Raw genomic sequence first — 26,036 nt, forward strand, 5'->3', positions numbered from 1 at the left:
GGGCTGTCGGACCCGCCCGGCCTGAACCTGCCCGTTTCGTAGCTGTCAGACTGGACGGGTGGCATCCAAGAAACCTCGCATCCTGCAAGACGGTCGAGATATGGCGTGGTCGCTGATCCCGCTTCTCGTGCTGATCCTCTTCATCGCGGCGATCGCCAGCCAGTGCGAGTTCAAGCCCGGCGGACCCACGGCGGGTCCCGTGCCGAGCTTCGACATCGATGCCGGCCTGAAATACGACGCGGCGGAACTCGGATTCCCGATCCGCCACCCCGAGGTGCCCGAGGACTGGCAACCCAACTCCGGCAGCCGCAGCATCGTCTCCGGTAACCAGGGCGGCGATTCGAGCACCGTCGGTTTCATCACTCCCGCAGGTCGCTACGTGCGCTTCACCCAATCGGATGCCGGTGAGGACGAACTGGTGCGATTCGTCGCCGGAGGTGCCCGCACCGCCACCGACACCCGGTCCGTCGAGGGCCACGACTGGGTGGTCTACGGAGGCGAGGGCGTCGAAGCACTCTGGGTGTCCGACTTCGGCGACGTGCGCATCCTGATCGGTGGGTCGGGCGACGAGGCGGAGTTCACCACCCTGGCCACGGCCGCGGGCAGGGCCGAGCCGCTCGAACCCTGATCCGGGTCCGGTCGGTCGAACGCTGATCCGGGTCGGATGGGTCGAGGACTGATCGTTCGAGATCAGTCCTCGTCGTCCTCGTACTCGTCTTCGTCCTCGTCGTCCGCGAGGGAGAGTGCCTGCTCGACACGTTCGCGAGCGCCGGCGAGGTGTTCTTCGCAGCGCTTCGCGAGCGCCTCGCCGCGCTCCCACAGCTGCAACGAGTCGTCGAGGTCGAGCCCGCCCTGTTCGAGCATCTTCACGACGTTGACGAGTTCGTCCCGAGCTCGCTCGTAGCCGAACTCCCGCACATCGGCGTTGGCGTCGTCGGTTCCCGCGTTCGTCACTGTCCTGATCTTCCTTGTCGTTCGTGTCCCATGACGGCGGCGCGGGCCGCGCCGTCCGCCACGCGCACCCGCAGCTGGGTGCCGATGGGCATCTCGTCGAGTGTGCGTACCACTTCGGGGGCGCTGCCCGGCACGATCCGCTGGACCACGGCGTAGCCACGCGCCAGGGTCGCCGCGGGTCCGAGGGTCGCCAACCGTGCCCGCAGGTGTTCGAGCGTCGACGACTGCGACGAGATCAATCGCGTGACGTCGCGTCGTGCCGCGTGCTGCAGCCGCTCGATCTCCTCGTTCCGGCGGTCGAGGTCGCGGAACGGATCGGCCAGTACGGGACGGTCGCGCAACTGTGCGATCACGTGTTCCTCGCGCCGGACCCAGTTGCGCAGCGCCGCCGCCGACCGTGCTCTCAGTTCGTCGACGAGATCGAGTTCGGCAACCGCATCGGGTACGACGCGCTTCGCGGCGTCGGTGGGGGTCGCGGCTCGCAGATCGGCGACGTGATCGCAGAGCGGGCTGTCGGGTTCGTGGCCGATCGCGCTGACCACGGGGGTCGTGCACGCGACGATGGCACGGCACAGCGCCTCGTCGGAGAAGGGCAGCAGATCCTCGACGCTGCCGCCACCGCGGGCGAGGACGATCACGTCGACGTCCGGGTCCTTGTCGAGTGCTTCGAGGGCCTCGATGAGCTGCGTGACCGCGGTCGGGCCCTGCACGGTCGCGTGGCGCACGTCGAACTGCACGGCCGGCCAGCGACGCTGCGCGACCGACAGCACATCGCGCTCGGCCGCGCTGCCCCGGCTGGTGACCAGGCCGACGCGGCGCGGCAGGAAGGGGAGTGGGCGCTTCAGCCGCGGGTCGAACAAGCCCTCGGCTGCGAGCAACGCGCGCAGCCGCTCGAGACGCGCGAGAAGTTCGCCGATGCCGATCGCCCGGATCTCGGTGACCCGCAGCGCGAGGCTGCCGCGACCCGGCCAGAAGGTCATCTTCCCGAACATGATCACGCGGCTGCCCTCGGTGAGCGGCACCCCCGACTGCTGCAACAACTGTGGTGAGCAGGTCACCTGCAGGGACATGTCCACCGACGGGTCACGCAGGGTCAGGAACGCCGTCCGCGTCCCGGGACGGGCGTTGATCTGCGTGATCTGCCCTTCGACCCAGATGGTGCCGAGCTTGTCGATCCACCCGGCGACCTTCTGCGCCACGGTACGGACGGGCCAGGGCTGCTCCGCGGAGTTCGGGCGTGCCGCGTTCTGTCCGGCCGTCACTTGTTACGCGCGCTCGTGATCCGGTTCGACAGCATCGTCACGAACGGAGTACGCGCGGCGTGAGCATTCTCGTATTCGAGCAACGCTGTGAGCTCGTCCACCGACAGTGCGCGCAGACGGGCACGCAGCTGTGCGAGGGTCAGCGAGTCGTAGTCGAGGTATTCGACGATCTCGGAACGGTCGCCGGCGGCGACCTTCGTGTCCGTGGTCTCGCCGATCTTCGTGCCCTCGGCGTCGGCTGCCTTCTTCGGAGCGGTCTTCTTCGCTGCCGTCTTCTTCGCGGGGCCCTTCGTCGTCGCGGTGCCGACCTTCACCGGTGCGGCCTGCTCGGCCACGGGCGCATCGGCCTCGGTCGCCGGCGGGATCGAGTACAGGGCGAACCGGCCGGGAGCGCCGTTCGGGGTGTTGTTCGTCGAGGTCACGGCCTCGTCCGAGGCGGTCGAGCCGTCGTCGTCGAAGGTCGCCCACTGTGCGGTCTCGCCGGGCTCGGCTCCGAAGATCTCGAAGAACTGGTCGCCCTTGATGGCGAGCGAGGTCATGACCTGCTGCACTCGCATCGTCGTCTGCAGGATCTGGCTCACCGTCGTCATCGGCAACGAAACGGCTGTGCTCGGCAGCTTGAGGGTCTCTTCGTACGCGGTGACAGCAACGCCGGCAGCCACCCGTGCCAGGAACGGTGGACGGATCATGCCCCAAGACTGCCCGATGATCGGCGTGATTGGTAGCCGGGGAGCACGTCGGCCGCGAGCTGGGAAGCCCCACTCCGACGCGCCCCGTACTCTGGAGGTATGTCTGCGCCTGTTCCTCTCGAAGTCGGGATCACACGGTCCGCCGGTCCCTCCACCTCCGGAAAGCGCGTCCTGCTCGCCGAGCCGCGCGGCTACTGCGCCGGCGTCGACCGCGCCGTCGAGACCGTCGAGAAGGCGCTCGACAAGTACGGTGCGCCGATCTACGTCCGCAAGGAGATCGTGCACAACCGCCACGTCGTCGACACGCTCGCCGACCGCGGTGTGGTGTTCGTCGACGAGACCGACGAGGTGCCCGAGGGTGCCGTGCTCGTGTTCTCGGCGCACGGTGTGTCGCCCGCGGTCCACGAATCGGCCGCTGCCCGGCAGCTGCGCACCATCGACGCGACCTGCCCGCTGGTGACGAAGGTCCACCAGGAGGCCAAGCGCTTCGCCCGCGACGACTTCGACATCCTGCTCATCGGTCACGAGGGCCACGAGGAGGTCGAGGGCACCGCAGGTGAGGCCCCCGACCACGTGCAGCTCGTCGACGGCCCCGACGCCGTCGATTCGGTGACCGTGCGCGATCCGTCGAAGGTCATCTGGCTGTCCCAGACCACCCTCAGCGTCGACGAGACGATGCAGACCGTGCAGCGCCTGCGCCAGAAGTTCCCGCAGCTGCAGGATCCGCCGAGCGACGACATCTGCTACGCCACCCAGAACCGGCAGGTCGCGGTGAAGGCGATGGCACCCGAGTGCGATCTGGTGATCGTCGTGGGGTCGCGGAACTCGTCGAACTCCGTGCGGCTCGTCGAGGTCGCCCTCGGTGCGGGTGCCCGGGCAGCGCACCTGGTCGACTACGCCAAGGAGATCGATCCGGCCTGGCTCGAGGGTGTCGAGACCGTCGGCATCACCTCCGGTGCGTCGGTCCCCGAGATCCTCGTTCAGGGCGTCGTCCAGTTCCTCGACGAGCGCGGCTTCCACGACGTGCAGTCGGTGACGACCGCCAACGAGACCCTGGTGTTCGCCCTGCCGCGCGAACTGCGCGCGTCGCGTCGCTGAACCTGTAGTCCGTAGAGCGAAGACGACCGGTCACCGCCGTGAATCGGCAGGTGACCGGTCGTCTTCGTCGTGTGGGTCAGTCCTCGTAGCGGTCGCGGTACCGCACGCGCGGCGGCTCGTAGCCCTGTGTGGGTGCGGGGGAGGGCGCCGGCCGACCGGTCTCCGGATCGGGTGCCGGACGGCGACGCGGCTCGCGGACCTCCGGCTGTACCGGGTCCGCAGGTCGGGGAGCGCGGGCACGCCGGGGAGCGGGCTGCTCGGCGGCCGGGCCTTCGGGACGGACGCGGCGACGGGGTCGGGTGTCGGCGACCTCCCGGACCGACGCCTTCGCGACCGGCTTCCCGCGGCCCGAAGCGGTGCGAGGCGCATCCGCAGGGGTGGCCGTCGCCGGTCGCCCCCGGCCCGCACGCCTGGTCGGCCGGTCGTTCGCAGCGCGCGTCGGCCGGTCGCCCGCGGCGCGAGCGGGGCGGTCCTTCGCGGTTCCGGCCTTCGCTGCCCGCGGCTTCGCCCGCTCTCGCGGCGCACGGGCACGTACTCCCGTGTTCTGTCGGGTCACGAAGATCCGGAAACCGCCGATGGCCAGTGCCAGTAGGGTCGCCACCAGCATCGCCGGGAAGCGGTTCACCAGCGGATAGGCGACGTTGAGCGCGAGATCCTTCAATCCGCCGGTGCTGTCGGAGGAGACGATCTCCTGACCGATCGGCACCGCGAGGAGCAGCAGCAGAGGCGGCTGGGCCATGGCCGTGAACAGTCCGCGATAGCGCACCGCCACCACGGCCGCGACGCAGCCGAGCACGTAGAAGACAGTGAACGCAGAGGTCAGCTCGTTCCCGCGTGCGCTGTCGAGCAGCACCCCGAGAAGCGTCGTTCCGGCTGCGATCGCCACGGCACCCCACCAGGGCACACCGGGCACCGTAGGCACCAACGACCGCATGTCGAGCGGCACCGCCGAACGTGCACGTTGGGTTGCAGACACAACGTAGACATTAGCGTGGCGATGTCAGCTCGCTTCGTCGACAGGACCGTCCGCCACTGCTCTTTCTGCCAGAGTGCTGCGCCGCGGCCAGGCGTCGACACGCTGCACCTCGGGCACCTCACCGTCGAATATTTCCAGGTCGTGGAGCTTGCGGGCCGTCACGCCCACCCGGGTGTCCATCGACGAGACCGTCATGTTGAACGAATCGACGGCCTTGCCGAGCTGGTTGCCGAGCCGGTCGAGGTGGGAGCCGACCACACCGAGCCGTTGGTACAGCTCACGGCCCAATCGGTGGATGGTCGCGGCGTCGCGGGAGAGCGCCTCCTGCCGCCAGGTGTGCGCGATCGTGCGCAGCAGCGCGACCAGCGTGGTGGGTGTGGCGAGGATGACGTTCCGGGCGAAGGCGTGCTCGAGCAGATCGGGATCGGCGCCGAGCGCGGCATCGAGGAACGGATCGCCCGGCACGAACAGCACCACGAACTCGGGCGTCGGGTCGAACGACTCCCAGTAGACCTTGGCCGCCAGCTGGTCGATGTGGGTGCGCAGTTGGCGTGCGTGGCGCGTGAGGTGCCGGTCGCGCTCGTCGGGCTCCTCGGCCTCGGCGGCATCCAGATAGGCGGCGAAGGGCACCTTCGCGTCGACGACGATCTGTTTGCCGCCGGCGAGGTAGACGAGCAGGTCGGGGCGTACCCCGTCCTTGCTCACCTGGGTGTCGAAGTCGCAGTGCCGGACCATCCCGGCGAGCTCGACGACGCGTTCGAGCTGGATCTCGCCCCATCGTCCGCGGATCTGCGGCGCGCGCAGCGCGGTGACCAGCTGCTGGGTGCGGGTGGACAGCAGCTGCGACGCGCGGTGCATGCCCTCGACCTGCTCACTCAGCCCGGCGTAGGCGTGCACGCGGTTGCGTTCGACGTGCTCGACCTGCCGGGCCAGCGCGCCCACGGCCTCGTTCAACGGGCCGACGAGCCGCGACACCTGGTCGCCGATGGCGCCGGACTGCCGGCGGGCGGCGTCCTCGCTCACCGCGGCCAGCGACTGACGCAGCTGCTCCTCGTTGTCGCGGAGGGCCGCCAGCTGAGCCTCGGCACGGGCTGCACGTTCGCCGTCGCGGGAGGCCCGCAACAGCCAGCCGAGCACCACCCCGAGACCGAGCGCGACGAGCAGGCCGAGTGCCGTGAGTGCTGTCATGTGGCGGATGATGCCTCATCGATGCGACATCCACCCGACATCCGGGGATGTCGGTCCTCTCCTCTACCGTCTGTCCCATGCGGATCCTGCACACCTCCGACTGGCACATCGGCCGCACCTTCCACGGTGTCGACCTGCTCGCCGACCAGGCGCGTGCGCTGCGGGCCATCGCCGATCTGGTGGCCGAACGCCGGATCGACGTGGTGGTCGTGCCGGGCGACGTGTACGACCGGTCGATCCCGAGTTCCGACGCGGTCGCCGTGTGCAACGCCGGCCTCGAGGCCATCCGTGAGGCAGGGGCGATCATCGTCGCCACCTCCGGCAACCACGACTCGCCGGTCCGGCTCGGTGCCGGCGCCGCCTTCGCCGCGCACGGTGGTCTGCACCTGATCACCCGCGTGTCGCAGATCGACAGCCCCGTCGTCCTGCACGATGAGCACGGCCCGGTCCGCTTCTACGGCATCCCGTATCTCGAACCGGAGATCACCCGCGCCGAGCTCGGCGTGCCCGAGGCCCGCTCGCACCAGCAGATCCTCGACGCGGCGATGGAACGCGTACGCGCCGATGTCGCGGGTCGCGACGGCGGCACCGACGCCGCGGGTCGCGACGGCCGCACCGTCGTCCTGGCCCACGCCTTCGTCGTCGGTGGCGAGCCCAGCGACTCCGAGCGGTCCATCTCCGTCGGCGGGGTCGAGACGGTCGCCGCCTCGTCGTTCGACGGTGCCGACTACGTCGCGCTCGGTCACCTGCATTCCCCGCAGACGGTGAGCGAGACCGTCCGGTACTCGGGATCGCCGTTGCCGTACTCCTTCGGCGAGCGCTCGCACCGCAAGGCGGTGTTCGTCGTCGACCTCGACGCCTCGGGTGCGGCGTCCGTCGAGCGGGTCGATCTCCCGGTGATCCGCGAATTGACCCGTCTCGAAGGCGAACTCGACGATCTGCTCGCCGATCCGGCGCATGCCGCCGTCGAGGAGCACTACGTCTCCGCGGTGCTGACCGACGCGATCCGCCCGCTCGACGCCATGCGTCGCCTGCAGGAGCGGTTCCCGTACGCCGTGCACGTCGAATGGCAGCGACCGGCCGGATCCACGGAGGGCAACTACCGCGACAAGGTGCGCGGGCGCAGCGATCGCGACATCGCCGCGTCGTTCCTCACCGATGTGCGTTCCGAACCGTCCGAACGCGAGCGCGGCTGGATCGACGAAGCGTTGAGGGAGGTCGACCGCCGACGCGGCATCGGCGACGAGACCGACACGCAGTGGCGGACGGACGTGCCGGCATGAGACTGCACCACCTCGAGATCACTGCTTTCGGTCCGTTCGCCGACACCGTCGAGATCGACTTCGACGAGCTCGGCGCCGACGGGTTGTTCCTACTGCACGGGCAGACGGGCGCGGGCAAGACGTCGATCCTCGACGCGGTCGCGTTCGCGCTCTACGGCACCGTCCCCGGTGCTCGCTCCGAGGGACGCCGGTTGCTGTCCGACCACGCACGGGTGGGTGCCGTGCCGACGGTCCGGCTCGAGGCGACCATCGCGGGTCGCCGTCTGGCCATCGAACGCAGCCCCGACTTCGAACGCCCGAAGAAGCGCGGCACCGGCACGATCAAGCAGCAGGCCAAGGCGAATCTCACCTGGCTCGACGGGTCGGGGGAGAACCTGTCCCGCGCCCAGGAGATCGGCGACGTCGTCAAGTCGCTGCTCGGGATGAGCGCCGAACAGTTCTTCCAGGTGGTGCTCCTTCCGCAGGGCGACTTCGCCCGGTTCCTGCGCGCGAACAGCGAGGAGCGCGGCAGGCTGCTCGAGCGTCTGTTCGACACCACCCGTTTCGGCGACGTCGAGCAGTGGTTCCGCGATCGTCGCGGTGCCGGAACGAAACTGCTTGCCGAGCAACAGAAGAAGGTCGAAGTGCTCGCGGCGAAGGTGGCCGCGTCCGCCGGGATCGAGGCGGGTGCCGACGCCGATCCGGTGGAATGGGCGGGCCGCCTGCTCGCCGAGGCCGCCGAGAACCGCGACGACGCCGCCGCAGCGCTCGCACGAGTCCGCGCCGTCGACGAGGCCAACCGGCGCAGGCTCGACGAGACCGTCGCTCTCGCCGACCGACTCCGCCGCCGCCGCGACGCCCTGAACATCCTCGCCGAACTCGAGCAGACGCAGACGCAGCGCGTCGCCGTGACAGCCGAGCGCGACGCCGCGCATCGCGCGGTGAGCGTCGCGGTCGTCGATCGGGAGGCCGCCCGCCTCGCGCGCGAGGCCGATGCCGCCGTGGCGCGCGCCGAGACGGCCGCCGCGCCGCTCCGCAACGACGACGAAGGACGCGAACTCCTCGGGGCTGTCGGGCCGACGCCGTCCGCCGCCGACCGCGACATCATCCGACCTCGGTGCGAGGAATGGTCCTCGGAGGCAGCGCGACTCGACGTCCTACTCGATCGCCGTCGTCGTCTCACCGAACTCGAGAACGAACGCGAGAAGTTCGCCGGACGTCGCCGTGCCCTCACCGACGAGCGTCGGCAGGTGATCGACGAGCGCGCCGCGCTGCCCGAACGATCGACCGCCGCTGCTGATGCGGTCGCCGAGGCCGAACGCGCAGCCGCGATGCTTCCCGGGCTCTCCACCGCGCGCGACCGCGCCGCCGACGCGCTCGACGCCGCCACCGAACTGGCTTCGCGCCGAACCGAACTCGAAAGGCTCGAAGCTCGGGTACTGCAACTGCACTCCGAATTCAACGACGCGCGCGACGCGCACCTCGACGTCCGGCAGCGCCGGATCGACGGAATGGCAGCCGAACTCGCCGCGCGTCTCACCGACGGCGAACCGTGCGTGGTCTGCGGTTCCACCGAACATCCCGAGCCCGCGCGCCCGGCTCCCGACACTGCGACGAAGGCAGACGAGGAACGCGCCCACGCCGCCGAGCAACGCGCCGCCACCGCGCTGAGCGAAGCACGCGAGGCCGTCACCGAACTCTCCGGGATCGTCGCCGTCCTCCGACAGCGTTGCGGCGACGCCGAACTCGCCGAACTCACCACCGCCCACGCCGAGGCGGTCCGCGCCCACGACGAGGCCGCCACCGTCGTCGGCCGGCTCGACCACCTGCGCGCGGCGGTCGAGGACCTGCGCAAACTCGACACGGTGTTGGCCGAACAGGAGAAGCGGCTCGACGCCGAACTGTCCGAGCTCGCCCGCGAGGACGCGGTCCGCGCGGCCGAGATCACGGAGATCCGCGAACGCATCGTCGAGGCCGTCGGCGACCTCGACCTGCTCGCCCCGCGACGCAGGACGGTCGCCGCACTGTCCTCCGCCGCCACCGCACTGCTCGATGCCCGCACCGCCGCCCTGCAGGCGCGCACGGCCGCCGACGAACGCGCCGCCGATGCCCGCACCGCAGCCGCGGAGGCGGGCTTCGCCGACCTCGACAGTGCCCGCGCAGCTGTCCGGACGCCCGAGCGGCTCGCCGAGATCGACCGTGTCCTGCGTGCCGCCGACGACGAACGCGCGGTGGCAACCTCCACGCTGAACGACCCGGCGATCGCGGCGCTCACCGGCGACGAGGTCGCCGACGTGGAGGCCGCGCGTGCGGTGGTGGACGAGGGTGCCGCCGCGGTCGAGGCCGCCCTGAGCGCGGCCACCGAGGCCGAGCGCCGGCACCTCGACATCGAGAACTACACCCGACGGCTCGAGCGTGCGTGCGCCGAACTCGCCCCGCTGCTCGACGAACACGCCGAACTCTCCGCGCTCGCCGACGTCGTCGCCGGGATGGGGTCGAACGCCAAGAAGATGTCGCTGCGCTCGTACGTGCTCGCGGCGCGACTCGAAGAGGTCGCCGACGCCGCCTCCGAACGTCTGCGCAGGATGTCCGGCGGCCGCTACGAATTCGTGCACTCCGACGCCGCCGAGAGCCGGGGACGTCGCGGCGGTCTCGGCCTCGACATCCACGACGAGTACACCGGCGCCGTGCGGTCGACGAAGACGCTGTCGGGCGGCGAGTCCTTCCAAGCGTCCCTCGCACTCGCCCTCGGACTCGCCGACGTCGTCGCCGCCGAGGCCGGTGGGCTCGTGCTCGACACGATGTTCATCGACGAAGGGTTCGGCTCACTCGACGCCGACTCCCTCGAAGCCGTCATGGGCGTGCTCGACGAACTGCGCGCGGGAGGCCGTGTGGTGGGCGTGGTCAGTCACGTCGACGAGATGCGGCAGCGGATCCCGAGCAGGCTGCACGTCATCCGTGGCCGCTCGGGATCCACCGTCCGCGTCGCGAGCTGACCGCCCCTCAGTCCTCGGAGGCGGCCGGTGCCGGAGATGCCGGCTTCGGATCGGGCACCGAGGTGTCGCCGGGAGCAGGGAGTGCCTTCGTCTCGTCGTCCTCGCCTTCACTGGCGCGTTCGTCGATCTGTTCGCCGATGTAGCGGATGACCACCGCGGCCACCGCCGCGACCGGCACCGCCAGGAACGCACCGACGATCCCGAACAGCGACGATCCGGCCGTCACCGCGAGCAGCACCACGGCTGCGTGTAGGTTCATCGACCGCGACTGCAGCACCGGCTGCAGCACGTTCCCCTCGATCTGCTGCACCGCGATGATGAGGACCAGCACGATGATCGCGGTCGTGAAACCGTTGGCGACGAGTGCGACAAGCACCGCCAGCGCACCGGCGACGAACGCACCGACGATGGGAATGAATCCGCCGATGAAGGTGAGAATCGCCAGCACGGGTGCGAGCGGGACACCGAGGATCAGCAGGCCGATACCGATGAAGAGGGCGTCGATGAAGCTCACCAGGGCCTGCGTGCGGATGAACCCGCCCAGCGTGTCCCACATGCGGCCGAGTACCGCTTCGAGGTGACGTCCGGCGCGGCCACCGCTCACGCGGTGCAGCCACGGCACGAAGCGCGGGCCGTCCTTGATGAAGAAGAACGTCAGCACGAGGACGAGAGCGAGCGTGACGAGCAGCGAGCCCGCCGTGCTCACACCGGAGAAGACACCGCCGGCGATGGTGGCGGCACTGCCCTGCACTCGCTCGACCACCGCGTGGACGGCGTTGTCGAGTTGTTCGTCGCGCAGGTTGATCGGGGGTCCCTTCACCCATTCCTGCACGGTGTTGATGCCTTCGGTGGCCTTGTTGGCCAGGTCGGGCATCTGGGAGACCACCGACGGGACGATGCCGGCGATGATGCCGCCGACGATCGCGAAGAACATCACGAGGGTCAGGCCGGCCGCAGCAGCCGGAGGAACGCCGCGTTTGGTCATGAAGCGGGTGGGCGGCCACAGGATCGTGGAGACGACGATCGCCAGGGCGACCGGCAACACGATCACCCACATCTTCTCGATGATCCAGCCGATCACCACCGCACCGGCGGCGATGACGACCAGGCAGGCCGACCACTTGGCGAGCCAGATTCCGCCCGTGCCCAGCAGGCTCCCGCGGTCGGGTTCAGCCGACGGCTTCTCACTGCTGTTTCCGCTGGGCGCGGTCTTCGATTCGGTCAACGACGGTCCTTCCGACATGTATCGAGCTCGATACCGATCGACAGTCGCCAATCTACGGTCACCGAGCGCCGCGCGTGGTCCGGACGACACGCCGGAAACGGCGCTGAAGGGTCCCCGGCCGTGGCATTCTCGAAACGTGACGAACCGAACGGGCACGACCCGACGCCTGCGTGTACCTGCGGCGGTCGTGGCGATCGCCGCCGCCTTCGCGCTCACCGCGTGCAGCTCCGACGACAGTTCGAGCAATGAGGACGTGCGGTCGTCGGCGGATGTCGCCGTCACGAGCGTCCAGGAGCAGGCCGAAGGCGCCATCTCGTCGGTGCAGAGCATCGCGTCCAGCGCGGCCCAGCGGGCCGGCGACATCTTCGACAAGGCGAAGCTCGACATCTTCGTCGCGGCCTTCCGCACCGGCTATCCGCAGCTGTCGGCCGACCGGGAGACGCAGGACATCGAGTCCATCGTCACCGAGACCTGCCCGCTCATCGACGAGGGTGCATCCGACCAGGAAGTGAACGCGAAGGTCCAGGAGGTCGCGACCAACGGGTCGACCGCGCCAGACGAGGATCAGGCTGCGCGCATCGCGCAACTGGTGCGGGCGGCGTGCGGATGAAGTGAGTGGAGGGCGGCCGCGTAGAATATCGATTCCGTGAGCCTTACCCTCGGAATCGTCGGTCTTCCCAACGTCGGCAAGTCGACGCTGTTCAATGCGTTGACCAAGAACGATGTGCTGGCAGCGAACTATCCGTTCGCCACCATCGAGCCCAATGTCGGCGTCGTCGAACTGCCCGATCCGCGTCTGAACCGGCTCGCCGAGATCTTCGGTTCCGAGCGCATCCTCCCGGCCACGGTGTCGTTCGTCGACATCGCCGGCATCGTCAAGGGTGCTTCCGCCGGTGAGGGTATGGGCAACAAGTTCCTCGCCAACATCCGCGAGGCCGACGCCATCTGCCAGGTCGTGCGCGTGTTCGACGATCCCGACGTGGTCCACGTCGAGGGCAAGGTCGACCCGATGGCCGACATCGAGGTCATCGCGACCGAGCTGATCCTCGCCGACCTGGAGACGATCGAGCGGGCGCTGCCGCGGCTCGAGAAGGAGTCCCGGAAGAACAAGGAACTCGTCGCCCAGCTGGAGGAGACGAAGAAGGCGCAGGCGATCCTCGAGGACGGCCGCACCATCTTCTCCGCCCAAGCCGAGGTGAAGGGCGAGCTGCTGCGCGACCTGCACCTGCTCACCGCCAAGCCGTTCCTGTACGTCTTCAACGCCGACGAAGCCGTCCTCACCAATGAGGAGCGCAAGGAGGAGCTGCGCAAGGCCGTCGCACCGGCCGACGCCGTCTTCCTCGACGCCAAGGTCGAGTCCGAGCTCCTCGAGCTCGACGAGGACGAAGCGATGGAGCTGCTCGAATCGATCGGCCAGACCGAGGCCGGTCTGAAGCAGCTCGCGCGGGCCGGTTTCCACACCCTCGGTCTGCAGACCTACCTGACGGCGGGCCCGAAGGAATCGCGCGCCTGGACCATCCGCAAGGGCGACACCGCCCCCAAGGCGGCCGGCGTGATCCACACCGACTTCGAGCGCGGCTTCATCAAGGCCGAGATCGTCTCGTTCGCCGACCTCGACGCGGCCGGCTCGATGGCCGAGGCGAAGGCCAAGGGCAAGGTCCGCATGGAGGGCAAGGACTACGTCATGGCCGACGGCGACGTGGTGGAGTTCCGTAGCGGACTAACCTCTGGTGGCAAGAAGTGACCGGCGAGCACTGGGATCTCACCGCCCACGTCAGGGGCGCGATTGGTGAAGCGCTGGTGGCGGAAGCGGTTTACCAGCGACACGCTGACACGATTCTCCATAGTCCCCGGCACAGAGGGTACGACGTGTCAAGCGTTGAAGGGGACGTGCGGGTGGATGCGAAGGTGGCCTCGATCCTGCACGTTGACCTCGACGGTGGCGGCAGTGTCGATGCGGTCGAGTGGGACGCGGGCGGACGCGCTGAAGTTCTGCATGATTCAGCGACTCACCTCGGGCTGGTCGTTCTCGACTCGTCGCACACCGCGCTGAGGTTGTTCAATGGGACTGACGTCGTACTGCGGGGCGACGTTGTAGCCGACGGTCGGGTCTTCCTGGTCCCCGCAGACGTGGCACGCGAGGAGTCGAGTCCGATCTGGAGCACGCGGGAGTGCCGCCCGAGCAAGGGTCGCTTCCGCTACCTGCGACTGGCGACCGTAACTCGGTACGAGGTGGAGTTCCGCTTCAACGTCTAGAGTCCCTGGTCAGCAGGGGTTTTGTCGCTCTCCGTCCGCAGTGCGTCCGCAGTAGCTTCCGCGAAGAGTCCGTCCGCAGCCTTGCGTGTCCGGTCGGAAGCATCCGGCCATAGGTGCGAGTACGTCGTGAGCGTGACTGCAGCGGAGTGGTGCCCGAGGGCACGTTGCACGGTCACCACGTCGCACCCTGCAGCGATCAGCCCGGACGCATAGAAGTGGCGTAGATCGTGCAGGCGTAGATCTCCGACGCCTGCACTTTCTCGCGTCTTGCGCCAGCGGTAGCCGACGCTGTTCTGATGCCACGGATGCTCGCCTCTTCCGGGGAACATCCACCGCTGAGGGTCGGTGCCGGCGCGCCAGTGTGCGATGTGCACCGACAGGAGATCGAGCAGACCTTGCGGGGCCGGAATGGTCCGCTCGGATCCGTACTTCGGTCCCCGGATCTCGACCTCGTGCCCGTTGGCTTTCTGTACCTGCCGACGAACCTGGATTTCTCGTCGTAGGAAGTCGATGTCCCTGACTTGGAGGGCTGCAGCTTCCCCGAGGCGTAGACCGGCGAACGCGCAGAGTCCGACGAATGCCCGGAAGTCGTCCTCAGCTTCCCTGAGTAGTGCACCGACTTCCGCGGGCGTCGGTATGACCATTGCTGCTTCGGTGCGACGAACGCGGGGGAGGGTCACGGTTTGCGAGGGATCGCGAGCGAGCATTCGGTCGCGCACTGCAGCGCGCAGGACAGAGCGCACGTTGTTGAACCGGGTCTTGATTGTCGACGGCTGTAGCTCTGCGTCGACCATTGACCGCACCCACTTCTCTACGTGCGACGGGCGTAGGTCTGCGAGTGCCACGTCTGAGAAGGTGACTCCGTTCGCTGCGAGGTTCATTGCTCGCTCGGTCCCCGGCACCCACACTTGCCGTGTCGACCACTCTCGGTAGAACGAAGAGAAGGTGACTTTGCCCTTCGCCGGGTCGATATAGGTTCCCGTGACTTGAGCTGCGGTCACCTCGTCGAGCCACTGTTGCGCGTCGACTTTGCGGGTGAATGACCGGGCGTGTTCTTTGCTGGCTTCGTCTACGTAGCGGGCGCGCCAACGCTTCCCCTTGCCGTTGTTCGCTGAGGGTGTGCCGTCCGCTTTGCGCCAGCGATCTTCGACGCCGGCACGACGATTACGCCTTTGCCGTGCCATCGCCTGCCGCCTCAAACGGCCATCCCAGAAGCTCCAGCATTCTGTGATCTGGTTCTTCGCCGGGAAGAAGTCCAAAGGTCTGGAGCATTGCTTCCTCTACCCCCTCGTGGCATTGAACCGCGAGGTCCTCGCCGAGAAGTAGCTTTGACGCCGTGATCGTGTCTGTGTCCGCGCCTTCGCTTTGGTGGAGGAGCCAGAAGGCAAGTTCGATCCGCTCGAACTGAGCCTCTTTCGCAGCATTCCGGACCTCCTTATGAGCCTGTAGCACCGACGTGATCTTGTTCTGCCCGGTAGCGGTCGCGTCTATCTCCTGCGGACTTCTCGTGAACATATCCACGGAGACGCCGAGGGCTTCAGCCATGCTCATTGCTTCCGTCAACTTCAGTGTGCGAGTGCCATTTTCGACTTTCACCACTGTTTGCTGGTGGAAGCTCTCGCCTAGCTCATTCAGTCGTTGCGCCAACTCGATCTGTGAGAGCCCCGCTGCCATTCGGAGCTTCTGGATTGCTTGGCCGATCGCCTTGTTTCGGTCCGTTGCCATTGACTCAAGGTACAGCGGTTGGGTGTTAGCGGCCAACACCGAATAAACGTAACAACAATTTGGTGTGTTGACAGAATCCTACTTTGGTGTAGCGTTTGCGGTGTTGGAACTGAACACCAGGAGGGTGTAATGCCAGATCGAACCCATGCCGACGTAGCAGGGCAGGCCGAGGAGTTCTGGAAAGCGAAGCAGGTTTCCGAGTACACCGGCATCCCCGAAGGCACATTGCGCTACTGGGTCCACATCGGCCGGGGACCGAAGAGCTTTCTTCTCGGACCTCGCCGCCGAGTTTGGCGCAGGAGTGTCGTCGAAGCATGGATCGCAGCGCAGGAGGCTGCATCCGCATGAGGCGGAACGACGAAAACGCCCCCGATGCCGGCCAGGGCATCGAGGGCATGGAATCAAACCCGCAGGAAACAGGAGATTCTGACTTGAATACTACTCGACCGACGGCCGCAGAAATCGCCGAAGCTGGGCACGCCGCCGGCTACTCCAACTTCACGCACGCACTCGTAGTGCGCATGGAACTGCAATGCACGCCCAGTTGCGACCGCAGCCGCGAGGAATGGCTCGAGCTCGCAGTGCGCCGCCTCGCAGAGCTCGAGGTGACCCGATGAGCACCCTCGAATTCGTCCTCATCGTCTTTCTCTTCACCGAGAACGTCGCCCTCCTGCTCGTGAACCACTTCGATCGGCAGGCAGCCGAACGGGACGGGTTCGGGGAAGCCGCCGAAGTCGCGATGCGCCCCCGACGCGACCACCTCGCCGAAGCGCTCCACGCAGGCAGGAGACGCATCCCGTGACGTGATCCGCTGTCCCGATTCGCACATCCCCGCACCTCTGCGAAATGGGAACCAAAGAAATCCTCCCGATGCGGCCGGGGGAGCCAAACCCCCCGGCCGCGCAGAACGAAAGGACGACGCAACACCATGCGTCACAACGACTCTAGCGCGGACGGAACAGACAGCGCATTCAACGCAGCACATCGAGACCTGCTCGCCGTGGCGCAGCAGTGGATCGCGCACCAGCCTTCGGGAACGACGTTCACCGCCGCACAAATGGCGCTGTACCTGCCGCCATACGCGAATGACAAGCCGTGCCGCCTGGGAGCCCTCGTGCGAGAGCTGAACCGTCGCGGGTACATCGAGTTCCACGGGTACGGCCCGCGTGCCGCAGACGGCGATTGGGACGCCCCGGCACGGGTGTGGCGTCGCACCGCTCTACAGGTCGAAGGTGAGGCCGTGGCATGAGCATCAATCACCCCCGAACCATGCTCGAACGCGGATTCGCGCTCGGACCCCTCGAAGGCAAGAAGGCATTCCTCCCCGGAGGATTCCACGCCTTCACCACCAGCCGAGACGAACTCAACCAGCTCGCTCGCCGCTACCCCGGATGCAACTGGGGAGGCCGCAAGATAGGCGTGATCGCCTTCGACGAAGATCCCCGCCACGGTGGGAATCTCGACGACATCGGCCCCGACGTACTCGACACCCTCGTAGTACGCACGGGCACCGGAGGCCGGCACGCCTACTTCCAGTTCGACGGAGAGATCCGCGGCAAGCTCGCCGACTACCCCGGCATCGACCTCAAATCCGGTCGCACCGGTTACACCGTCATGCCCGGATCGATCCACCCGGACACCAAACGCCCCTACGTGATCGAACGGAACATCGAGATCAAACCCCTCCCGCAAAGACTGCTCCCTCTTGTGAAGCCGCCGACCTACACACCGCAGCCGACCGTGCTCAGCCCCGAACGGCGAAGCAACGGCATCGTCCGCAAAGTTGCCGAAGCCTCCGAGGGAGGACGTAACGCGGTCACGTTCTGGGCGTTCTGCCGAGCGTTGGAAAGAGGGGAGCAGTCATTGCTGGACGACATTCGAGCAGCGGCCGCTGCGGTCGGTCTCGACGAACGAGAGATCGAAACGTGCCTGCGATCCGCGCAGCGCACCGTGGGGAGGGCTGCATGAGCGACAACAATCACGAACCGCAGTCTGTGCGCGTCGTCAAACTTGAGCCCATCACCACTGTGCAGGACGACGTTCCGGTGTGGGTGTGGGAGTACGGCGGCAAGGGAAGGATGCCGCTCGGTGCGCTCTCCCTGTTCGCTGGACGTCCCGGCGCGGGTAAGTCCACGGCAGGACGATGGTTCGCATCCTCGTTCTCGAACGGCACGATAGCCGGCGCATGGGAGGGGAAGCCCGTGAACGTCGCGTATATCGCCGCCGAGGAATCCGCTAAGTATGTCGTCAAACCCGGATTGCGGGCAGCGGGTGCCGACCTGAATCGCGTCTACACCCCGACTGTCGAGTTCGGTGGCAAAGAGGTCAAGTTCCTGTCCTCCCAGGACATGCAAGCCCTCACCGACGAGCTGATAGCCCACCAGGTGAAGGTCGTAGTTGTCGATCCGTTGATGTCGACCATCGGATCGAAGACCGACATCAACCGCAACAACGAAGTGCGCTCGCTGATCGAACCGTGGGCCAAGCTCGCCGAAGCGATTGACGGAATCGTGGTCGGAATCGCGCACCTGAACAAGTCCGGCAATGGCGATGTTGTCGCCGGCATCAACGGTTCGTCTGCCTTCGGTGAAGTCGCCCGTACCGTCTTCGGATTCGTGAAGGACCCGGAATCCGAGGATGGTGAACGCATCCTCTCCCAGGAGAAGAACTCCATCGGCGAGGAAGACCTCGCCCTTACGTACCGGATCGAATCAGCGACCGTGACCACCGACAGCGGCAAGTCTGCAGAAGTCGGTCGGTTCGTCATCGTCGGGGAGTCCGACCGCACCGCTGGCGATGTCCTTCGTTCGGCTCCGAAGACCGTCGAAGACTCGGGAAACCACGACGAGATCGACCAGTGGTTAATGGAGCTGCTGTCGTCCGGTCCGGTCGCGGCGAAGGAGGTCTACTCCGCCGCAAACGCAGCCGGATACTCGACCGACAAGGCGAAGCGCGCCAAGGGACGACTCAACAAGGAATCCCCTCTGATCGACGTCTACCGGCCCGAGATTCCCGGCCCGTGGTTCTGGCGCCGACTCGACGCCCCCAAGGGAGCAGAGGGCGCCGCTAAGGGCGCGACACCTGAGAACGATGCTCCCTTGCATTCTTCTGCTCCCTTGCAGGTCAAGCCGGGTTCCCATGAGAGCACCGACGCCCAAGGGAGCAAGGGAGCAAGGGAGCAAGGGGTCACACGCGGTAGCGCCGAGCATGTGTGCAAGGTCTGCAAAACCCCCTGTAACCCGAACGTCTCAGCGCACGTCGAGTGCATCATCACAGCCCCTGGATCGGAAGAGAGCGCAGCATGACCCGAGCAGCCCGACCGCCGCGGATCCCGGACCCGATCGCCGCACTGATCGACGACCGCCTCACCGGTGCAAGGTGCGCTGGCAAGTCCCCACTGTTCGATGCCGAACTCGACGACGAGACCGCCGAGGAGCGCAGCGACCGACTCACCTGGGCACGGGGACAGTGCACCCGGTGCCCCGTCCGAGGGGCGTGCAGGGATGCAGTAGGGGAGCAGGAACACCCTCACGGGGTCTGGGCAGGCGTAGTGCACGGTCTGCCTGGTCGCCCCGGACGGGAGGCCGCATGAAACGCGCCGCCATCCCGAGCCTGCAACCCCGCATCTACGCAGGCACCAAACGGGTCCTGCTCGAGATCGGAAACGACCACTACGTACTGACCGCCGAGGAAGCACTCGCAGCCGCAGACCTCCTCGTCGATGCAGCCGAACGAATCACCGAACGAATGGAGAACCAATGAACGACGACGACGCAGAACGCGAGTTCGTGCGAGAACTCTTCTCGCAGCCTGTTCCCCGCGACGTAGTACCCCCGACCGGGCTCACCCGCGAGGACGTCCTACGGATGAACGACAACACCGGAACGTGGACGCAGATCCACACGCCGGGGGAAGTCGTCGAGGACACCGACGGCAACCCGATCGGTGTCACCCCGGACGAAGTCGAAACCGTCTACTTCGCCGGTGCCGCCATGACCGAACACGAACTCGAACAACTGGGACTTTCCCCCGAGGACGTGCCGAACATCCGAATCCTGCCCGACCGTAAGTGAAAGGGACCATCATGACCGAACAGAACGCCGAGACCGTCGACACCACCGAGGTCGACACCATCGACACCCCGGAACTCGAGACCACCGAAGTCGAGACCCCCGAGGACACGCAGCCCGACGAAAGCAAAGAGGCCGCGAAGTACAGGCGCCGCCTCCGCGAAACCGAGAAGGAACGCGACCAGCTCGCCGAGCAGCTCGACACCCTCCGCAGGCAAGTCATCGAACAGATCGCCGGGGACAGCGGACGACTGCGCAAACCCGAAGCCCTGTGGAAGACCAGCATCACCGTCGCGGACCTGCTCGACGACGCCGGCCGAGTCGACTCACAGAAGGTCATCGACGCATCGAAGTCCGCGGTGGCAGAACTGGGACTCGCCGAAAAACGCCCCGGCAACTTCGTGCCCCGCGAAGGCAACAACCCGCGAGTTGGCATGAGCGACAATTGGACCGGAGCATTCACCCCCAAGTGATAACCCTCCCGGTTCGGTACACTGTGACCTGATCGCAGGAACTTCGAGCCAGGTGCCCGAACCTACGGTCACGTTGCCTCAGGGAGGCCCTCACGGAACGGCCAGCGGCCGCCGGAGCGAAACACCAATTCGCCTGGCGGCCGTTGTGCTGCCATCCATGAAAGGAGCCCCCCAAGTGGCTACCGAAACCACCAAGACCAGCGCTAAGGCATGGTCCCCCGATATCACCGCTTTCGCCCCGTCCGAAGCGATCCCCGACGCCCTCGTTCTCCAGACCTCCACGGTCGTCGGACGCATCGAAGGCGACGAACCCGCCGTGCGAGTCGCCTACGTCGACGACGCAGACGCGGACTTCGTGGCCGAAGGCGCAGAGATCCCCGAAGACGACCCGGCACTGTCGGAAGTCCTCGTGCACACCGGCAAGGTCGCGCAGCTCGTGCGCCTGTCGCGGGAACAGTACGCGCAGGCGCAGACCCCGCAGATGCTCGCCGAGTCCGTGCGCCGTGCTGTCACCAAGCGCGCGAACCTCGCCTACATCGCGCAGGCCGCACCCACCTCGCCGGCAGTGACACCCCCGGCAGGTCTGGTCAACGTCGCAGGCATCGAAGAGGGAGACGCCGTAGCGTCCGACCTCGACGCCCTCGTCGACCTGATCGCAACCCTCGAGAGCAACGGGGCAACCCCGTCGCACATCCTCGTAGACCCCATCGCCTGGGCATCGCTGCGGAAGTTCAAGACCGGCACCGGATCGGCTCAGACCCTGCTCGGGGCCGGCACCACCGACGCAACCAAGTCCCTGCTCGATCTGCCCGTGATCGTCACCAGCGCACTCGCCGGCGGTACCGGCCTGGTCATCGACCGCAGTGCCATCGTGTCCGCAGTCGGAGACGTGCAACTCGCCACCTCGAGTGACGTGTACTTCGCATCGGACAGCATCGGCATCCGCTGCACCTTCCGCTTCGGCGCCAACGTGGTGCGACCCGAACGCATCGGCTCGTTCACCGTCACCGCACCCGCCGCGTAAGAAAGGCACACACGATGGCCGTCAGCATCAACATCGAAGATCTCACCCCGTTCGCCCCGAACATCGACGAGGCCCGAGCGGAAGCGATGATCGAGGATGCACTCGCGCTGGCGGCCATCGTCGCGCCCTGCATCATCGAGGACACCTTCACTCACACCGGAGCAGCCCGCGCCATCATCCGCGGCGCCATCCTCCGATGGAACGACGCCGGCAGTGGTGCGATCACCTCGCAGGCAGTCGGGCCGTTCTCCCAAACCGTCGACACCTCACAGGTACGACGTGGCATGTTCTGGCCGAGTGAGATCAAGCAACTGCAAGAGCTGTGCGGCAAGAGCAACGCACGTGCGTTCTCCATCGACACCGTGCCCGCGTGGACACCGCCGACAGTGCATCCGTTCCTCACCGACACTGACGAGCTGTAGACCCCACGCTGGTCGAACTCGCAGGTCAGCGCGTTGCTGCCTCTGGCTTACGCAGCGATCTCTCCCCACACCCCCCCGCCCCCACCCCGAGGAGTTTGAATGAGCCGCACCAGTGACAGCCGATACCAGCGCAACCGTGCCCGTGTCCTCCGTGGCGATCCCGTCTGCCATCTATGCGGGGAACCGATCGACCGCACTCTCAAGTGGCCGGACCCGATGAGTGGCAGTGCGGATCATCTCGAGCCTGTGAGCCGAGGTGGGCACAACCGCGGACCGCTCGCCCCGAGTCACCTCGGATGCAACTCGCGACGGGGGAACGACGTCGGGCAGGGCCGGACTCGACGCAGCCCGAACAAGCGACCCCCGGAACCGCATCCGGGGCTGCTCCATTAGCCGGTGGGGGGTGGGGAAGTCCCCTTCCACCCGTTATCGACGGCACCTGCGGCGTACGTGGTCGGGTTCCTTACGGGTCTGGGGTTCCTGGGGAGCGGTCGGGAGAAGGCGTTTCAGCGCTCCCTGTGTTCGCCGCTGAGCGGCGTTTCCTGGCTTGAGGTATCCGAGGTACCCCCGGCATTTCGTAGTTCGGCGTGCTTGAGGATTCCCGCGAGCCGCAGCAGTGTCTGAACCTCGTCGGTCGTCATGTCAGGTTGGACGCAGCGCATAGGGGAGTGGTTCCGTCCGCAGTGCGTCCGCAGTAGGTTCGAGAGCCGCCCTCGGTCGCCAACATTGCCAACCGGTATATCTGCAGGTAGACCGCGATTCCCTATATTCGTCAATCTCTGCAAACTCCCAGAAGGGAGTTCCGCTTCAACGTCTGATGGGGCCAAGGAGCCGCTTCAACGTATAGCAGCGTGCCGAATCTCCACTCCTCGCGATCGTGCGCAGCTCGGACCGGTCGATCGAGGGCGCTGCCCCTACACTCCGGAGCCGTCGACGAGACCGGCGTCGAGCGCCAGGACTGCCGCGTGTGTGCGGTTGCGCGCACCGAATTTGGCGAGGATCGACGACACGTGTGTCTTCACCGTCTCCCGGGTGACGTGGAGCGCTTCGGCGATCTCACGGTTCTCGGCACCTCGCACCAGCGCCTCGAGAACTCGTAATTCGGTCGGGGTGAGCGCCGGTCCGTTTCGGGCACGGTGGCGCGGCGTCGACATGAGATCGCGTACTCGTTCGGGAAAGAGGACCGAACGACCACCTGCGACGGTACGTACCGCGTTCGCCAATTCCGTGGCTCCGCTGCGTTTGAGGACGAAACCGGAGGCTCCGAGCCGTAACGCCTCGACGAGATAGGCGTCGTCGTCGAAGGTGGTCATCATGACCACCGCCGGTGCTTCGGGCGATCGCACGATTCGGCGCGCCGCTTCGAGACCGTCCAGTCGGGGCATCCGGACGTCGAGCAGCAGCACGTCGATATCGTCGCGCTTCTCGGTGAGTTCGATGGCGCCGACGCCGTCGGTGGCGGTCGCGACCACGTCGAGGTCGTCGACCGCCCCGAGGATCGTCGCGAGACCGTCGAGCACGAGTGGATCGTCGTCGACCACCGCGACCCTGATCACGATCCCTCCAGCGGGAATCGTGCCCGTACGATCCACGATCCGTCCTCCTCGTGGATGGTGAGAGTGCCCTCCGCGTGGTCGGCGCGGGTGCGCATCGTCGTCAATCCCATGCCTCGGCGACGGGAAGCGACACCCGGACCGGGGGAGCCGGTGGAATCTGCGATCCCGTTCCGCACGAGGATGTCCAGGATGTCGCCGTGGTTCAGTTCGACGCAGATGTGGCCGTCGCCGTGGCGGAGTGCATTGGTCAACGCCTCGCGCACCACTTCTACTGCTGCGGTCGCGGTGGGTTCCACGAGTCGCTTCGGCGGATCACCGGATTCGACGAGGTCGGCACCGGCAAGATCGGCCATCGACCGTATCTCCTCGAGGGGGTGCCCCCGGGCCGGTGCATCGTCGCTCGGTGCGGTCAGCCGGCCGATGGTGTTGTCCAGCTGTGCGAGAGCCGCACGGCCGAGTTCCTCGATCGCGTCGAGATGCCGATTCTGTTCCTGCGAAACGGCTTTGGCTGCCTGTGCTTGCACGGTCATGGCCGTGAGTGTGTGGCCGATCGAATCGTGCAGTTCGTGGGCGAGGCGTGTGCGCCACGTGAGTTCGGTGTTCGCTGCGCGAAGTTCGTCGAGACGGTCGGTGGCGGTCGGTGCGAGCATCATCGGAGCGAGTCGTCGCTCGAGGATCGCGGTGCCGACGAGCACTGCCAGGGCAACGATCACCGCGCCCAGCCCGATCGCCGCGCGCACCGGTGTCGGCATGCCGGTGAGAATCCCTGCCGATCCGACCCGCTCGGCAGGGAAGAACAGACCCACCCCACTCGGCAGACCGATCAGCAGTGCGATGAGTGCAACGGAACCGAGTGCCATGCTGGTCAGCGCCCACCACAGACCTTGCCGGCGTGCCGCCCAGTCGTGTGGATCGCGGGTATCGGGCACGGTGACGTCGAGGAGAGTCCGGGCCGCGGTGACCTCGAGGGATCTCACGCCCGGCGCGGTGAGGACCGCGCCTACGACGACGATCGTGAGCGCACCGAGCGCCGACACTGCCACGGTGATCTCCCAACGCCCGAGATCGATGTTCGTTGCGATCGCCGCACCGAACAGCACGCCCAGAGCGGCAACCGACGACGCCGCGGCCGCACCGATGAGCACGTGCACGCCGGCGAGCAGGACACGGGAGATCGTCACCGACACATCGGTTATTGAACCTCATGGAGGGCGCGCGGTGCCTCCCCCACACGGGGGAGAACGAACCCGTCTCTCGGGGGAGGTGATCCGATCCGGGAAGCGGGACCGTCGGAACATGAACACGATCTCTGCACCTGTACAGCACGCACCCGTCCCGATACAGCGAGTCCTGACAGCCGTGTCGATCCTGGCCTGCCTGCCCTATCTCGCTCTGAAACTGTCCTGGCTGAGCGGCTTCGATGTAGGTCTCGGTCCTGCCGCGGCGGAGTGGGGCACCACGATGTGGGTCATGAATCTGGGTACGGCGGCGATGGACTCGTACGCCGTGTTCCTCGCGGTCGCGTTCATCGCGTCGTGGCGCCGGCGCGTTCCGGACGTGGTGATCCTGGTGCCGATGTGGATCGCATCCGGTTTCCTCGCGGTCATCGTCGTCGGTCTGCCCGTACAGCTCGCGCTCGGAGTCGACGCGACCGCGCCGGCGGAGGAACCCGTCGTACTCGAAACCTGGGTGTGGTCTGTGGTCTACGCAGGCTTCTTCGTGCTCGGCGTCTCGCTGCTCACGAACTTCGCACTCGATGCACGCGCCCACTACGTGCCTCGAATCCGTCGTGCCTCCGGCGACGGCCGCATACTGCTCGTCGCAGCCACACTCGCCTGTGGCGTCATCGCCTCGAAGATCATGGGTTTCGTCGAGTCGGGTTTCGGTGGCACGGGTGTCGCCGACGCGACTCTGATCGGGGCGGCTGTTGCGGTCGTGCCGTCCCTCGCCTACGCCCAGCGGCGCGGGAACACATCGGCGGCGGTGTGCGTATGGTTTGCCGGTGCGCCCTTCTTCTCGATAGGGACGTACACGCTGGTGCTGACGGTGGTGCCACACGATCTCGCCGACATCCCCGGGCATGCCACGATCAGTGGGGTACTCATGCTCGCGCTGGGTCTGGTTGCGGGGTGGACGTTGCACAGCATGCTGGGCCGGCCGGTCGTGCTCGACGGCCGCCGAACCGCCCCGGAGCCGACAGGACGGACATGAGAATTCGCCCGAATGCGCTCAGCTTCCCCACATCTGCGCTTCGTCCGGGGTGCACCGGGTGAGGAAGCGGCAGAGCGTCATTCCGCGCGGGCCACGCCCCAGCGAACCACTTCGAGCGGTCCCTCCTCCGACGTCGGAGGTTCGAACCGCTCGAAGTACTCCGTCGCCGTCCGCTCGGTCAGCGGCCAATCGTCCGCCCACCTCCCGTGCCGGTCGCCGAGCCGGCCCAGGATGGGCTCGAGATCCGTCGCGATGTACACGGTCTCCGGCACGATGCCCTGCGGTGCGAGCAGTGTGCGGAACTCGTCACGTTGTCGCCGGAACCAGAATCCGAAGTCGAGCACGACATCGTTTCCCGCCGCGACAAGGCGCAGCAAGCGCGCCTTCAGATCTGCCGCCACCTCGGCAACGACGTCGGCGGAGGGCATCGTCGTGATCCCGCGATGCCAGAACTCCACCTCATATGACAAACGCGTCCAGCCCTCGTGCTCCAGGCGCTTGGCGTAGGTGCTCTTGCCGGCACCGGCCGGCCCGCACATCATCAGGACGCGAGGTCCTCGCGTCCTGTTCGCTGCCACCGGGCCGACGGTACACACCGCCACTGACATCGAGACCGGTACGCTCCGCTCGTCGCTGATCCGAATCGGAT

General features: G+C 67.0%; 31 protein-coding genes. 20 read left to right on the forward strand and 11 right to left on the reverse strand.

The features are described from left to right. Window positions 1–58: 58 nt before the first annotated feature. Window positions 59–628 (forward strand): DUF4245 domain-containing protein, encoded by a 570-nt coding sequence (locus tag AC0LPE_RS05770; RefSeq protein ID WP_024103281.1) that lies wholly within the window; start codon window positions 59–61, stop codon window positions 626–628. Window positions 629–690: 62 nt separating this feature from the next. On the opposite strand, the gene AC0LPE_RS05775 is transcribed toward AC0LPE_RS05770, so the two are convergent. Genes AC0LPE_RS05775 through AC0LPE_RS05785 form a run of 3 tightly spaced genes read right to left on the reverse strand, consistent with a single transcriptional unit; the run spans window position 691 to window position 2,905 of the window. Further along, window positions 691–954 carry an exodeoxyribonuclease VII small subunit gene (locus tag AC0LPE_RS05775; protein ID WP_160877127.1) on the reverse strand — a complete coding sequence of 88 codons (264 nt, stop codon included), beginning with the start codon at window positions 952–954 and terminating at the stop codon, window positions 691–693. Then, window positions 951–2,216, reverse strand: a complete 1,266-nt coding sequence (gene xseA / locus AC0LPE_RS05780; RefSeq protein ID WP_016693942.1) for an exodeoxyribonuclease VII large subunit — start codon at window positions 2,214–2,216, stop codon at window positions 951–953. The genes AC0LPE_RS05775 and xseA overlap by 4 nt, the downstream gene beginning before the upstream one ends. Then, window positions 2,213–2,905, reverse strand: a complete 693-nt coding sequence (locus AC0LPE_RS05785; protein ID WP_160877129.1) for a lipid droplet-associated protein — start codon at window positions 2,903–2,905, stop codon at window positions 2,213–2,215. The genes xseA and AC0LPE_RS05785 overlap by 4 nt, the downstream gene beginning before the upstream one ends. A gap of 99 nt (window positions 2,906–3,004) precedes the next feature. Here AC0LPE_RS05785 and AC0LPE_RS05790 point away from each other — a divergent pair, with 99 nt between their 5' ends. Continuing rightward, the gene (locus AC0LPE_RS05790) at window positions 3,005–4,003 is read left to right on the forward strand and encodes a 4-hydroxy-3-methylbut-2-enyl diphosphate reductase (RefSeq protein ID WP_106200449.1); all 999 of its coding nucleotides are present in this window, start codon (window positions 3,005–3,007) and stop codon (window positions 4,001–4,003) included. Between the two features lie 76 nt (window positions 4,004–4,079). Here AC0LPE_RS05790 and AC0LPE_RS05795 read toward each other — a convergent pair whose 3' ends face one another. Further along, on the reverse strand, window positions 4,080–4,979 hold the full coding sequence (locus AC0LPE_RS05795) for a DUF6542 domain-containing protein (RefSeq protein WP_490605773.1): 900 nt from the start codon (window positions 4,977–4,979) through the stop codon (window positions 4,080–4,082). Between the two features lie 24 nt (window positions 4,980–5,003). Continuing rightward, a complete protein-coding gene (locus AC0LPE_RS05800) occupies window positions 5,004–6,167 on the reverse strand; it encodes a DNA recombination protein RmuC (protein WP_490605774.1) in 1,164 nt (387 codons plus the stop codon). A 77-nt stretch (window positions 6,168–6,244) separates the two neighbouring features. Here AC0LPE_RS05800 and AC0LPE_RS05805 point away from each other — a divergent pair, with 77 nt between their 5' ends. Both AC0LPE_RS05805 and AC0LPE_RS05810 read left to right on the forward strand, forming a co-directional pair. After that, a complete protein-coding gene (locus AC0LPE_RS05805) occupies window positions 6,245–7,450 on the forward strand; it encodes an exonuclease SbcCD subunit D (protein ID WP_059381563.1) in 1,206 nt (401 codons plus the stop codon). Continuing rightward, window positions 7,447–10,425 carry an AAA family ATPase gene (locus tag AC0LPE_RS05810; protein WP_490605775.1) on the forward strand — a complete coding sequence of 993 codons (2,979 nt, stop codon included), beginning with the start codon at window positions 7,447–7,449 and terminating at the stop codon, window positions 10,423–10,425. Before AC0LPE_RS05805 ends, AC0LPE_RS05810 begins: the two co-directional genes overlap by 4 nt. A 7-nt stretch (window positions 10,426–10,432) precedes the next feature. On the opposite strand, the gene AC0LPE_RS05815 is transcribed toward AC0LPE_RS05810, so the two are convergent. Next, complete coding sequence (locus AC0LPE_RS05815) at window positions 10,433–11,668, reverse strand: AI-2E family transporter (protein WP_060651802.1); 1,236 nt, start codon at window positions 11,666–11,668, stop codon at window positions 10,433–10,435. Between the two features lie 118 nt (window positions 11,669–11,786). On the opposite strand from AC0LPE_RS05815, the gene AC0LPE_RS05820 reads away from it, so the two are divergent. The 3 genes from AC0LPE_RS05820 to AC0LPE_RS05830 are packed head-to-tail and all read left to right on the forward strand — an operon-like array spanning window position 11,787 to window position 13,906. After that, complete coding sequence (locus AC0LPE_RS05820; protein WP_230823772.1) at window positions 11,787–12,260, forward strand: hypothetical protein; 474 nt, start codon at window positions 11,787–11,789, stop codon at window positions 12,258–12,260. 36 nt (window positions 12,261–12,296) lie between these two features. Continuing rightward, window positions 12,297–13,394 carry a redox-regulated ATPase YchF gene (gene ychF / locus AC0LPE_RS05825; protein WP_490605776.1) on the forward strand — a complete coding sequence of 366 codons (1,098 nt, stop codon included), beginning with the start codon at window positions 12,297–12,299 and terminating at the stop codon, window positions 13,392–13,394. Then, on the forward strand, window positions 13,391–13,906 hold the full coding sequence (locus tag AC0LPE_RS05830) for a hypothetical protein (protein ID WP_443209757.1): 516 nt from the start codon (window positions 13,391–13,393) through the stop codon (window positions 13,904–13,906). The genes ychF and AC0LPE_RS05830 overlap by 4 nt, the downstream gene beginning before the upstream one ends. Here AC0LPE_RS05830 and AC0LPE_RS05835 read toward each other — a convergent pair. Together AC0LPE_RS05835 and AC0LPE_RS05840 are read right to left on the reverse strand one after the other, a co-directional pair. After that, window positions 13,903–15,090, reverse strand: a complete 1,188-nt coding sequence (locus AC0LPE_RS05835; protein ID WP_490605777.1) for a tyrosine-type recombinase/integrase — start codon at window positions 15,088–15,090, stop codon at window positions 13,903–13,905. The genes AC0LPE_RS05830 and AC0LPE_RS05835 overlap by 4 nt on opposite strands. Next, window positions 15,071–15,631, reverse strand: coding sequence for a helix-turn-helix domain-containing protein (locus tag AC0LPE_RS05840; protein WP_490605778.1), 561 nt, complete (start codon window positions 15,629–15,631; stop codon window positions 15,071–15,073). Before AC0LPE_RS05840 ends, AC0LPE_RS05835 begins: the two co-directional genes overlap by 20 nt. 129 nt (window positions 15,632–15,760) lie before the next feature. Between AC0LPE_RS05840 and AC0LPE_RS05845 the strand changes: the two genes are divergently transcribed. The 12 genes from AC0LPE_RS05845 to AC0LPE_RS05900 all read left to right on the forward strand — a co-directional run bounded on the left by AC0LPE_RS05845 (window position 15,761) and on the right by AC0LPE_RS05900 (window position 21,620). Next, window positions 15,761–15,979, forward strand: a complete 219-nt coding sequence (locus tag AC0LPE_RS05845; protein WP_490605779.1) for a helix-turn-helix transcriptional regulator — start codon at window positions 15,761–15,763, stop codon at window positions 15,977–15,979. Next, window positions 15,946–16,248, forward strand: a complete 303-nt coding sequence (locus AC0LPE_RS05850) for a hypothetical protein (protein ID WP_490606407.1) — start codon at window positions 15,946–15,948, stop codon at window positions 16,246–16,248. The genes AC0LPE_RS05845 and AC0LPE_RS05850 overlap by 34 nt, the downstream gene beginning before the upstream one ends. After that, a complete protein-coding gene (locus tag AC0LPE_RS05855) occupies window positions 16,245–16,433 on the forward strand; it encodes a hypothetical protein (protein ID WP_490605780.1) in 189 nt (62 codons plus the stop codon). The genes AC0LPE_RS05850 and AC0LPE_RS05855 overlap by 4 nt, the downstream gene beginning before the upstream one ends. A 126-nt stretch (window positions 16,434–16,559) precedes the next feature. Continuing rightward, window positions 16,560–16,880 carry a hypothetical protein gene (locus AC0LPE_RS05860; RefSeq protein ID WP_490605781.1) on the forward strand — a complete coding sequence of 107 codons (321 nt, stop codon included), beginning with the start codon at window positions 16,560–16,562 and terminating at the stop codon, window positions 16,878–16,880. After that, window positions 16,877–17,599, forward strand: a complete 723-nt coding sequence (locus AC0LPE_RS05865; RefSeq protein WP_490605782.1) for a bifunctional DNA primase/polymerase — start codon at window positions 16,877–16,879, stop codon at window positions 17,597–17,599. Before AC0LPE_RS05860 ends, AC0LPE_RS05865 begins: the two co-directional genes overlap by 4 nt. Next, the gene (locus AC0LPE_RS05870; RefSeq protein ID WP_490605783.1) at window positions 17,596–18,936 is read left to right on the forward strand and encodes an AAA family ATPase; all 1,341 of its coding nucleotides are present in this window, start codon (window positions 17,596–17,598) and stop codon (window positions 18,934–18,936) included. The genes AC0LPE_RS05865 and AC0LPE_RS05870 overlap by 4 nt, the downstream gene beginning before the upstream one ends. After that, entirely contained in the window at window positions 18,933–19,223 is a 291-nt protein-coding gene (locus tag AC0LPE_RS05875; protein ID WP_490605784.1) for a WhiB family transcriptional regulator, read from the forward strand. Before AC0LPE_RS05870 ends, AC0LPE_RS05875 begins: the two co-directional genes overlap by 4 nt. Then, entirely contained in the window at window positions 19,220–19,393 is a 174-nt protein-coding gene (locus AC0LPE_RS05880; RefSeq protein ID WP_490605785.1) for a hypothetical protein, read from the forward strand. The genes AC0LPE_RS05875 and AC0LPE_RS05880 overlap by 4 nt, the downstream gene beginning before the upstream one ends. After that, a complete protein-coding gene (locus tag AC0LPE_RS05885; protein WP_490605786.1) occupies window positions 19,390–19,704 on the forward strand; it encodes a hypothetical protein in 315 nt (104 codons plus the stop codon). The genes AC0LPE_RS05880 and AC0LPE_RS05885 overlap by 4 nt, the downstream gene beginning before the upstream one ends. Before the next feature lie 11 nt (window positions 19,705–19,715). Continuing rightward, window positions 19,716–20,174, forward strand: coding sequence for a hypothetical protein (locus tag AC0LPE_RS05890; protein ID WP_490605787.1), 459 nt, complete (start codon window positions 19,716–19,718; stop codon window positions 20,172–20,174). Between the two features lie 175 nt (window positions 20,175–20,349). Beyond that, the gene (locus AC0LPE_RS05895) at window positions 20,350–21,198 is read left to right on the forward strand and encodes a phage major capsid protein (RefSeq protein ID WP_490605788.1); all 849 of its coding nucleotides are present in this window, start codon (window positions 20,350–20,352) and stop codon (window positions 21,196–21,198) included. A gap of 14 nt (window positions 21,199–21,212) precedes the next feature. Further along, complete coding sequence (locus AC0LPE_RS05900; protein WP_490605789.1) at window positions 21,213–21,620, forward strand: hypothetical protein; 408 nt, start codon at window positions 21,213–21,215, stop codon at window positions 21,618–21,620. Between the two features lie 914 nt (window positions 21,621–22,534). On the opposite strand, the gene AC0LPE_RS05905 is transcribed toward AC0LPE_RS05900, so the two are convergent. Next, on the reverse strand, window positions 22,535–23,176 hold the full coding sequence (locus AC0LPE_RS05905; RefSeq protein WP_129977289.1) for a response regulator transcription factor: 642 nt from the start codon (window positions 23,174–23,176) through the stop codon (window positions 22,535–22,537). Further along, window positions 23,173–24,357: a histidine kinase gene (locus AC0LPE_RS05910; protein WP_160874939.1), complete on the reverse strand. Its 1,185-nt coding sequence runs from the start codon at window positions 24,355–24,357 to the stop codon at window positions 23,173–23,175. The genes AC0LPE_RS05905 and AC0LPE_RS05910 overlap by 4 nt, the downstream gene beginning before the upstream one ends. A gap of 178 nt (window positions 24,358–24,535) precedes the next feature. On the opposite strand from AC0LPE_RS05910, the gene AC0LPE_RS05915 reads away from it, so the two are divergent. Beyond that, window positions 24,536–25,387, forward strand: coding sequence for a hypothetical protein (locus tag AC0LPE_RS05915; RefSeq protein WP_160874937.1), 852 nt, complete (start codon window positions 24,536–24,538; stop codon window positions 25,385–25,387). Window positions 25,388–25,464: 77 nt separating this feature from the next. Here the strand turns inward: AC0LPE_RS05915 and AC0LPE_RS05920 are convergent, their stop codons facing one another. Beyond that, a complete protein-coding gene (locus AC0LPE_RS05920) occupies window positions 25,465–25,965 on the reverse strand; it encodes a P-loop nucleotide/nucleoside kinase family protein (RefSeq protein WP_337200222.1) in 501 nt (166 codons plus the stop codon). Window positions 25,966–26,036 lie beyond the last annotated feature (71 nt).

It is taken from the genome of Rhodococcus sp. S3 (assembly GCF_058211795.1).

Bases quoted from the DNA above. Each gene is read 5' to 3' on its own strand.
- AC0LPE_RS05880 (WP_490605785.1), top strand. From the start codon at position 19,220: ATGAAACGCGCCGCCATCCCGAGCCTGCAACCCCGCATCTACGCAGGC.
- AC0LPE_RS05815 (WP_060651802.1), bottom strand. From the start codon at position 11,668: ATGTCGGAAGGACCGTCGTTGACCGAATCGAAGACCGCGCCCAGCGGA.
- AC0LPE_RS05875 (WP_490605784.1), top strand. From the start codon at position 18,933: ATGACCCGAGCAGCCCGACCGCCGCGGATCCCGGACCCGATCGCCGCA.
- AC0LPE_RS05785 (WP_160877129.1), bottom strand. From the start codon at position 2,905: ATGATCCGTCCACCGTTCCTGGCACGGGTGGCTGCCGGCGTTGCTGTC.
- AC0LPE_RS05885 (WP_490605786.1), top strand. From the start codon at position 19,390: ATGAACGACGACGACGCAGAACGCGAGTTCGTGCGAGAACTCTTCTCG.
- AC0LPE_RS05850 (WP_490606407.1), top strand. From the start codon at position 15,946: ATGGATCGCAGCGCAGGAGGCTGCATCCGCATGAGGCGGAACGACGAA.
- AC0LPE_RS05835 (WP_490605777.1), bottom strand. From the start codon at position 15,090: ATGGCACGGCAAAGGCGTAATCGTCGTGCCGGCGTCGAAGATCGCTGG.
- AC0LPE_RS05845 (WP_490605779.1), top strand. From the start codon at position 15,761: ATGCCAGATCGAACCCATGCCGACGTAGCAGGGCAGGCCGAGGAGTTC.
- AC0LPE_RS05840 (WP_490605778.1), bottom strand. From the start codon at position 15,631: ATGGCAACGGACCGAAACAAGGCGATCGGCCAAGCAATCCAGAAGCTC.
- AC0LPE_RS05810 (WP_490605775.1), top strand. From the start codon at position 7,447: ATGAGACTGCACCACCTCGAGATCACTGCTTTCGGTCCGTTCGCCGAC.
- AC0LPE_RS05860 (WP_490605781.1), top strand. From the start codon at position 16,560: ATGCGTCACAACGACTCTAGCGCGGACGGAACAGACAGCGCATTCAAC.
- AC0LPE_RS05900 (WP_490605789.1), top strand. From the start codon at position 21,213: ATGGCCGTCAGCATCAACATCGAAGATCTCACCCCGTTCGCCCCGAAC.
- AC0LPE_RS05805 (WP_059381563.1), top strand. From the start codon at position 6,245: ATGCGGATCCTGCACACCTCCGACTGGCACATCGGCCGCACCTTCCAC.
- AC0LPE_RS05865 (WP_490605782.1), top strand. From the start codon at position 16,877: ATGAGCATCAATCACCCCCGAACCATGCTCGAACGCGGATTCGCGCTC.
- AC0LPE_RS05855 (WP_490605780.1), top strand. From the start codon at position 16,245: ATGAGCACCCTCGAATTCGTCCTCATCGTCTTTCTCTTCACCGAGAAC.
- AC0LPE_RS05870 (WP_490605783.1), top strand. From the start codon at position 17,596: ATGAGCGACAACAATCACGAACCGCAGTCTGTGCGCGTCGTCAAACTT.
- AC0LPE_RS05800 (WP_490605774.1), bottom strand. From the start codon at position 6,167: ATGACAGCACTCACGGCACTCGGCCTGCTCGTCGCGCTCGGTCTCGGG.
- AC0LPE_RS05790 (WP_106200449.1), top strand. From the start codon at position 3,005: ATGTCTGCGCCTGTTCCTCTCGAAGTCGGGATCACACGGTCCGCCGGT.
- AC0LPE_RS05890 (WP_490605787.1), top strand. From the start codon at position 19,716: ATGACCGAACAGAACGCCGAGACCGTCGACACCACCGAGGTCGACACC.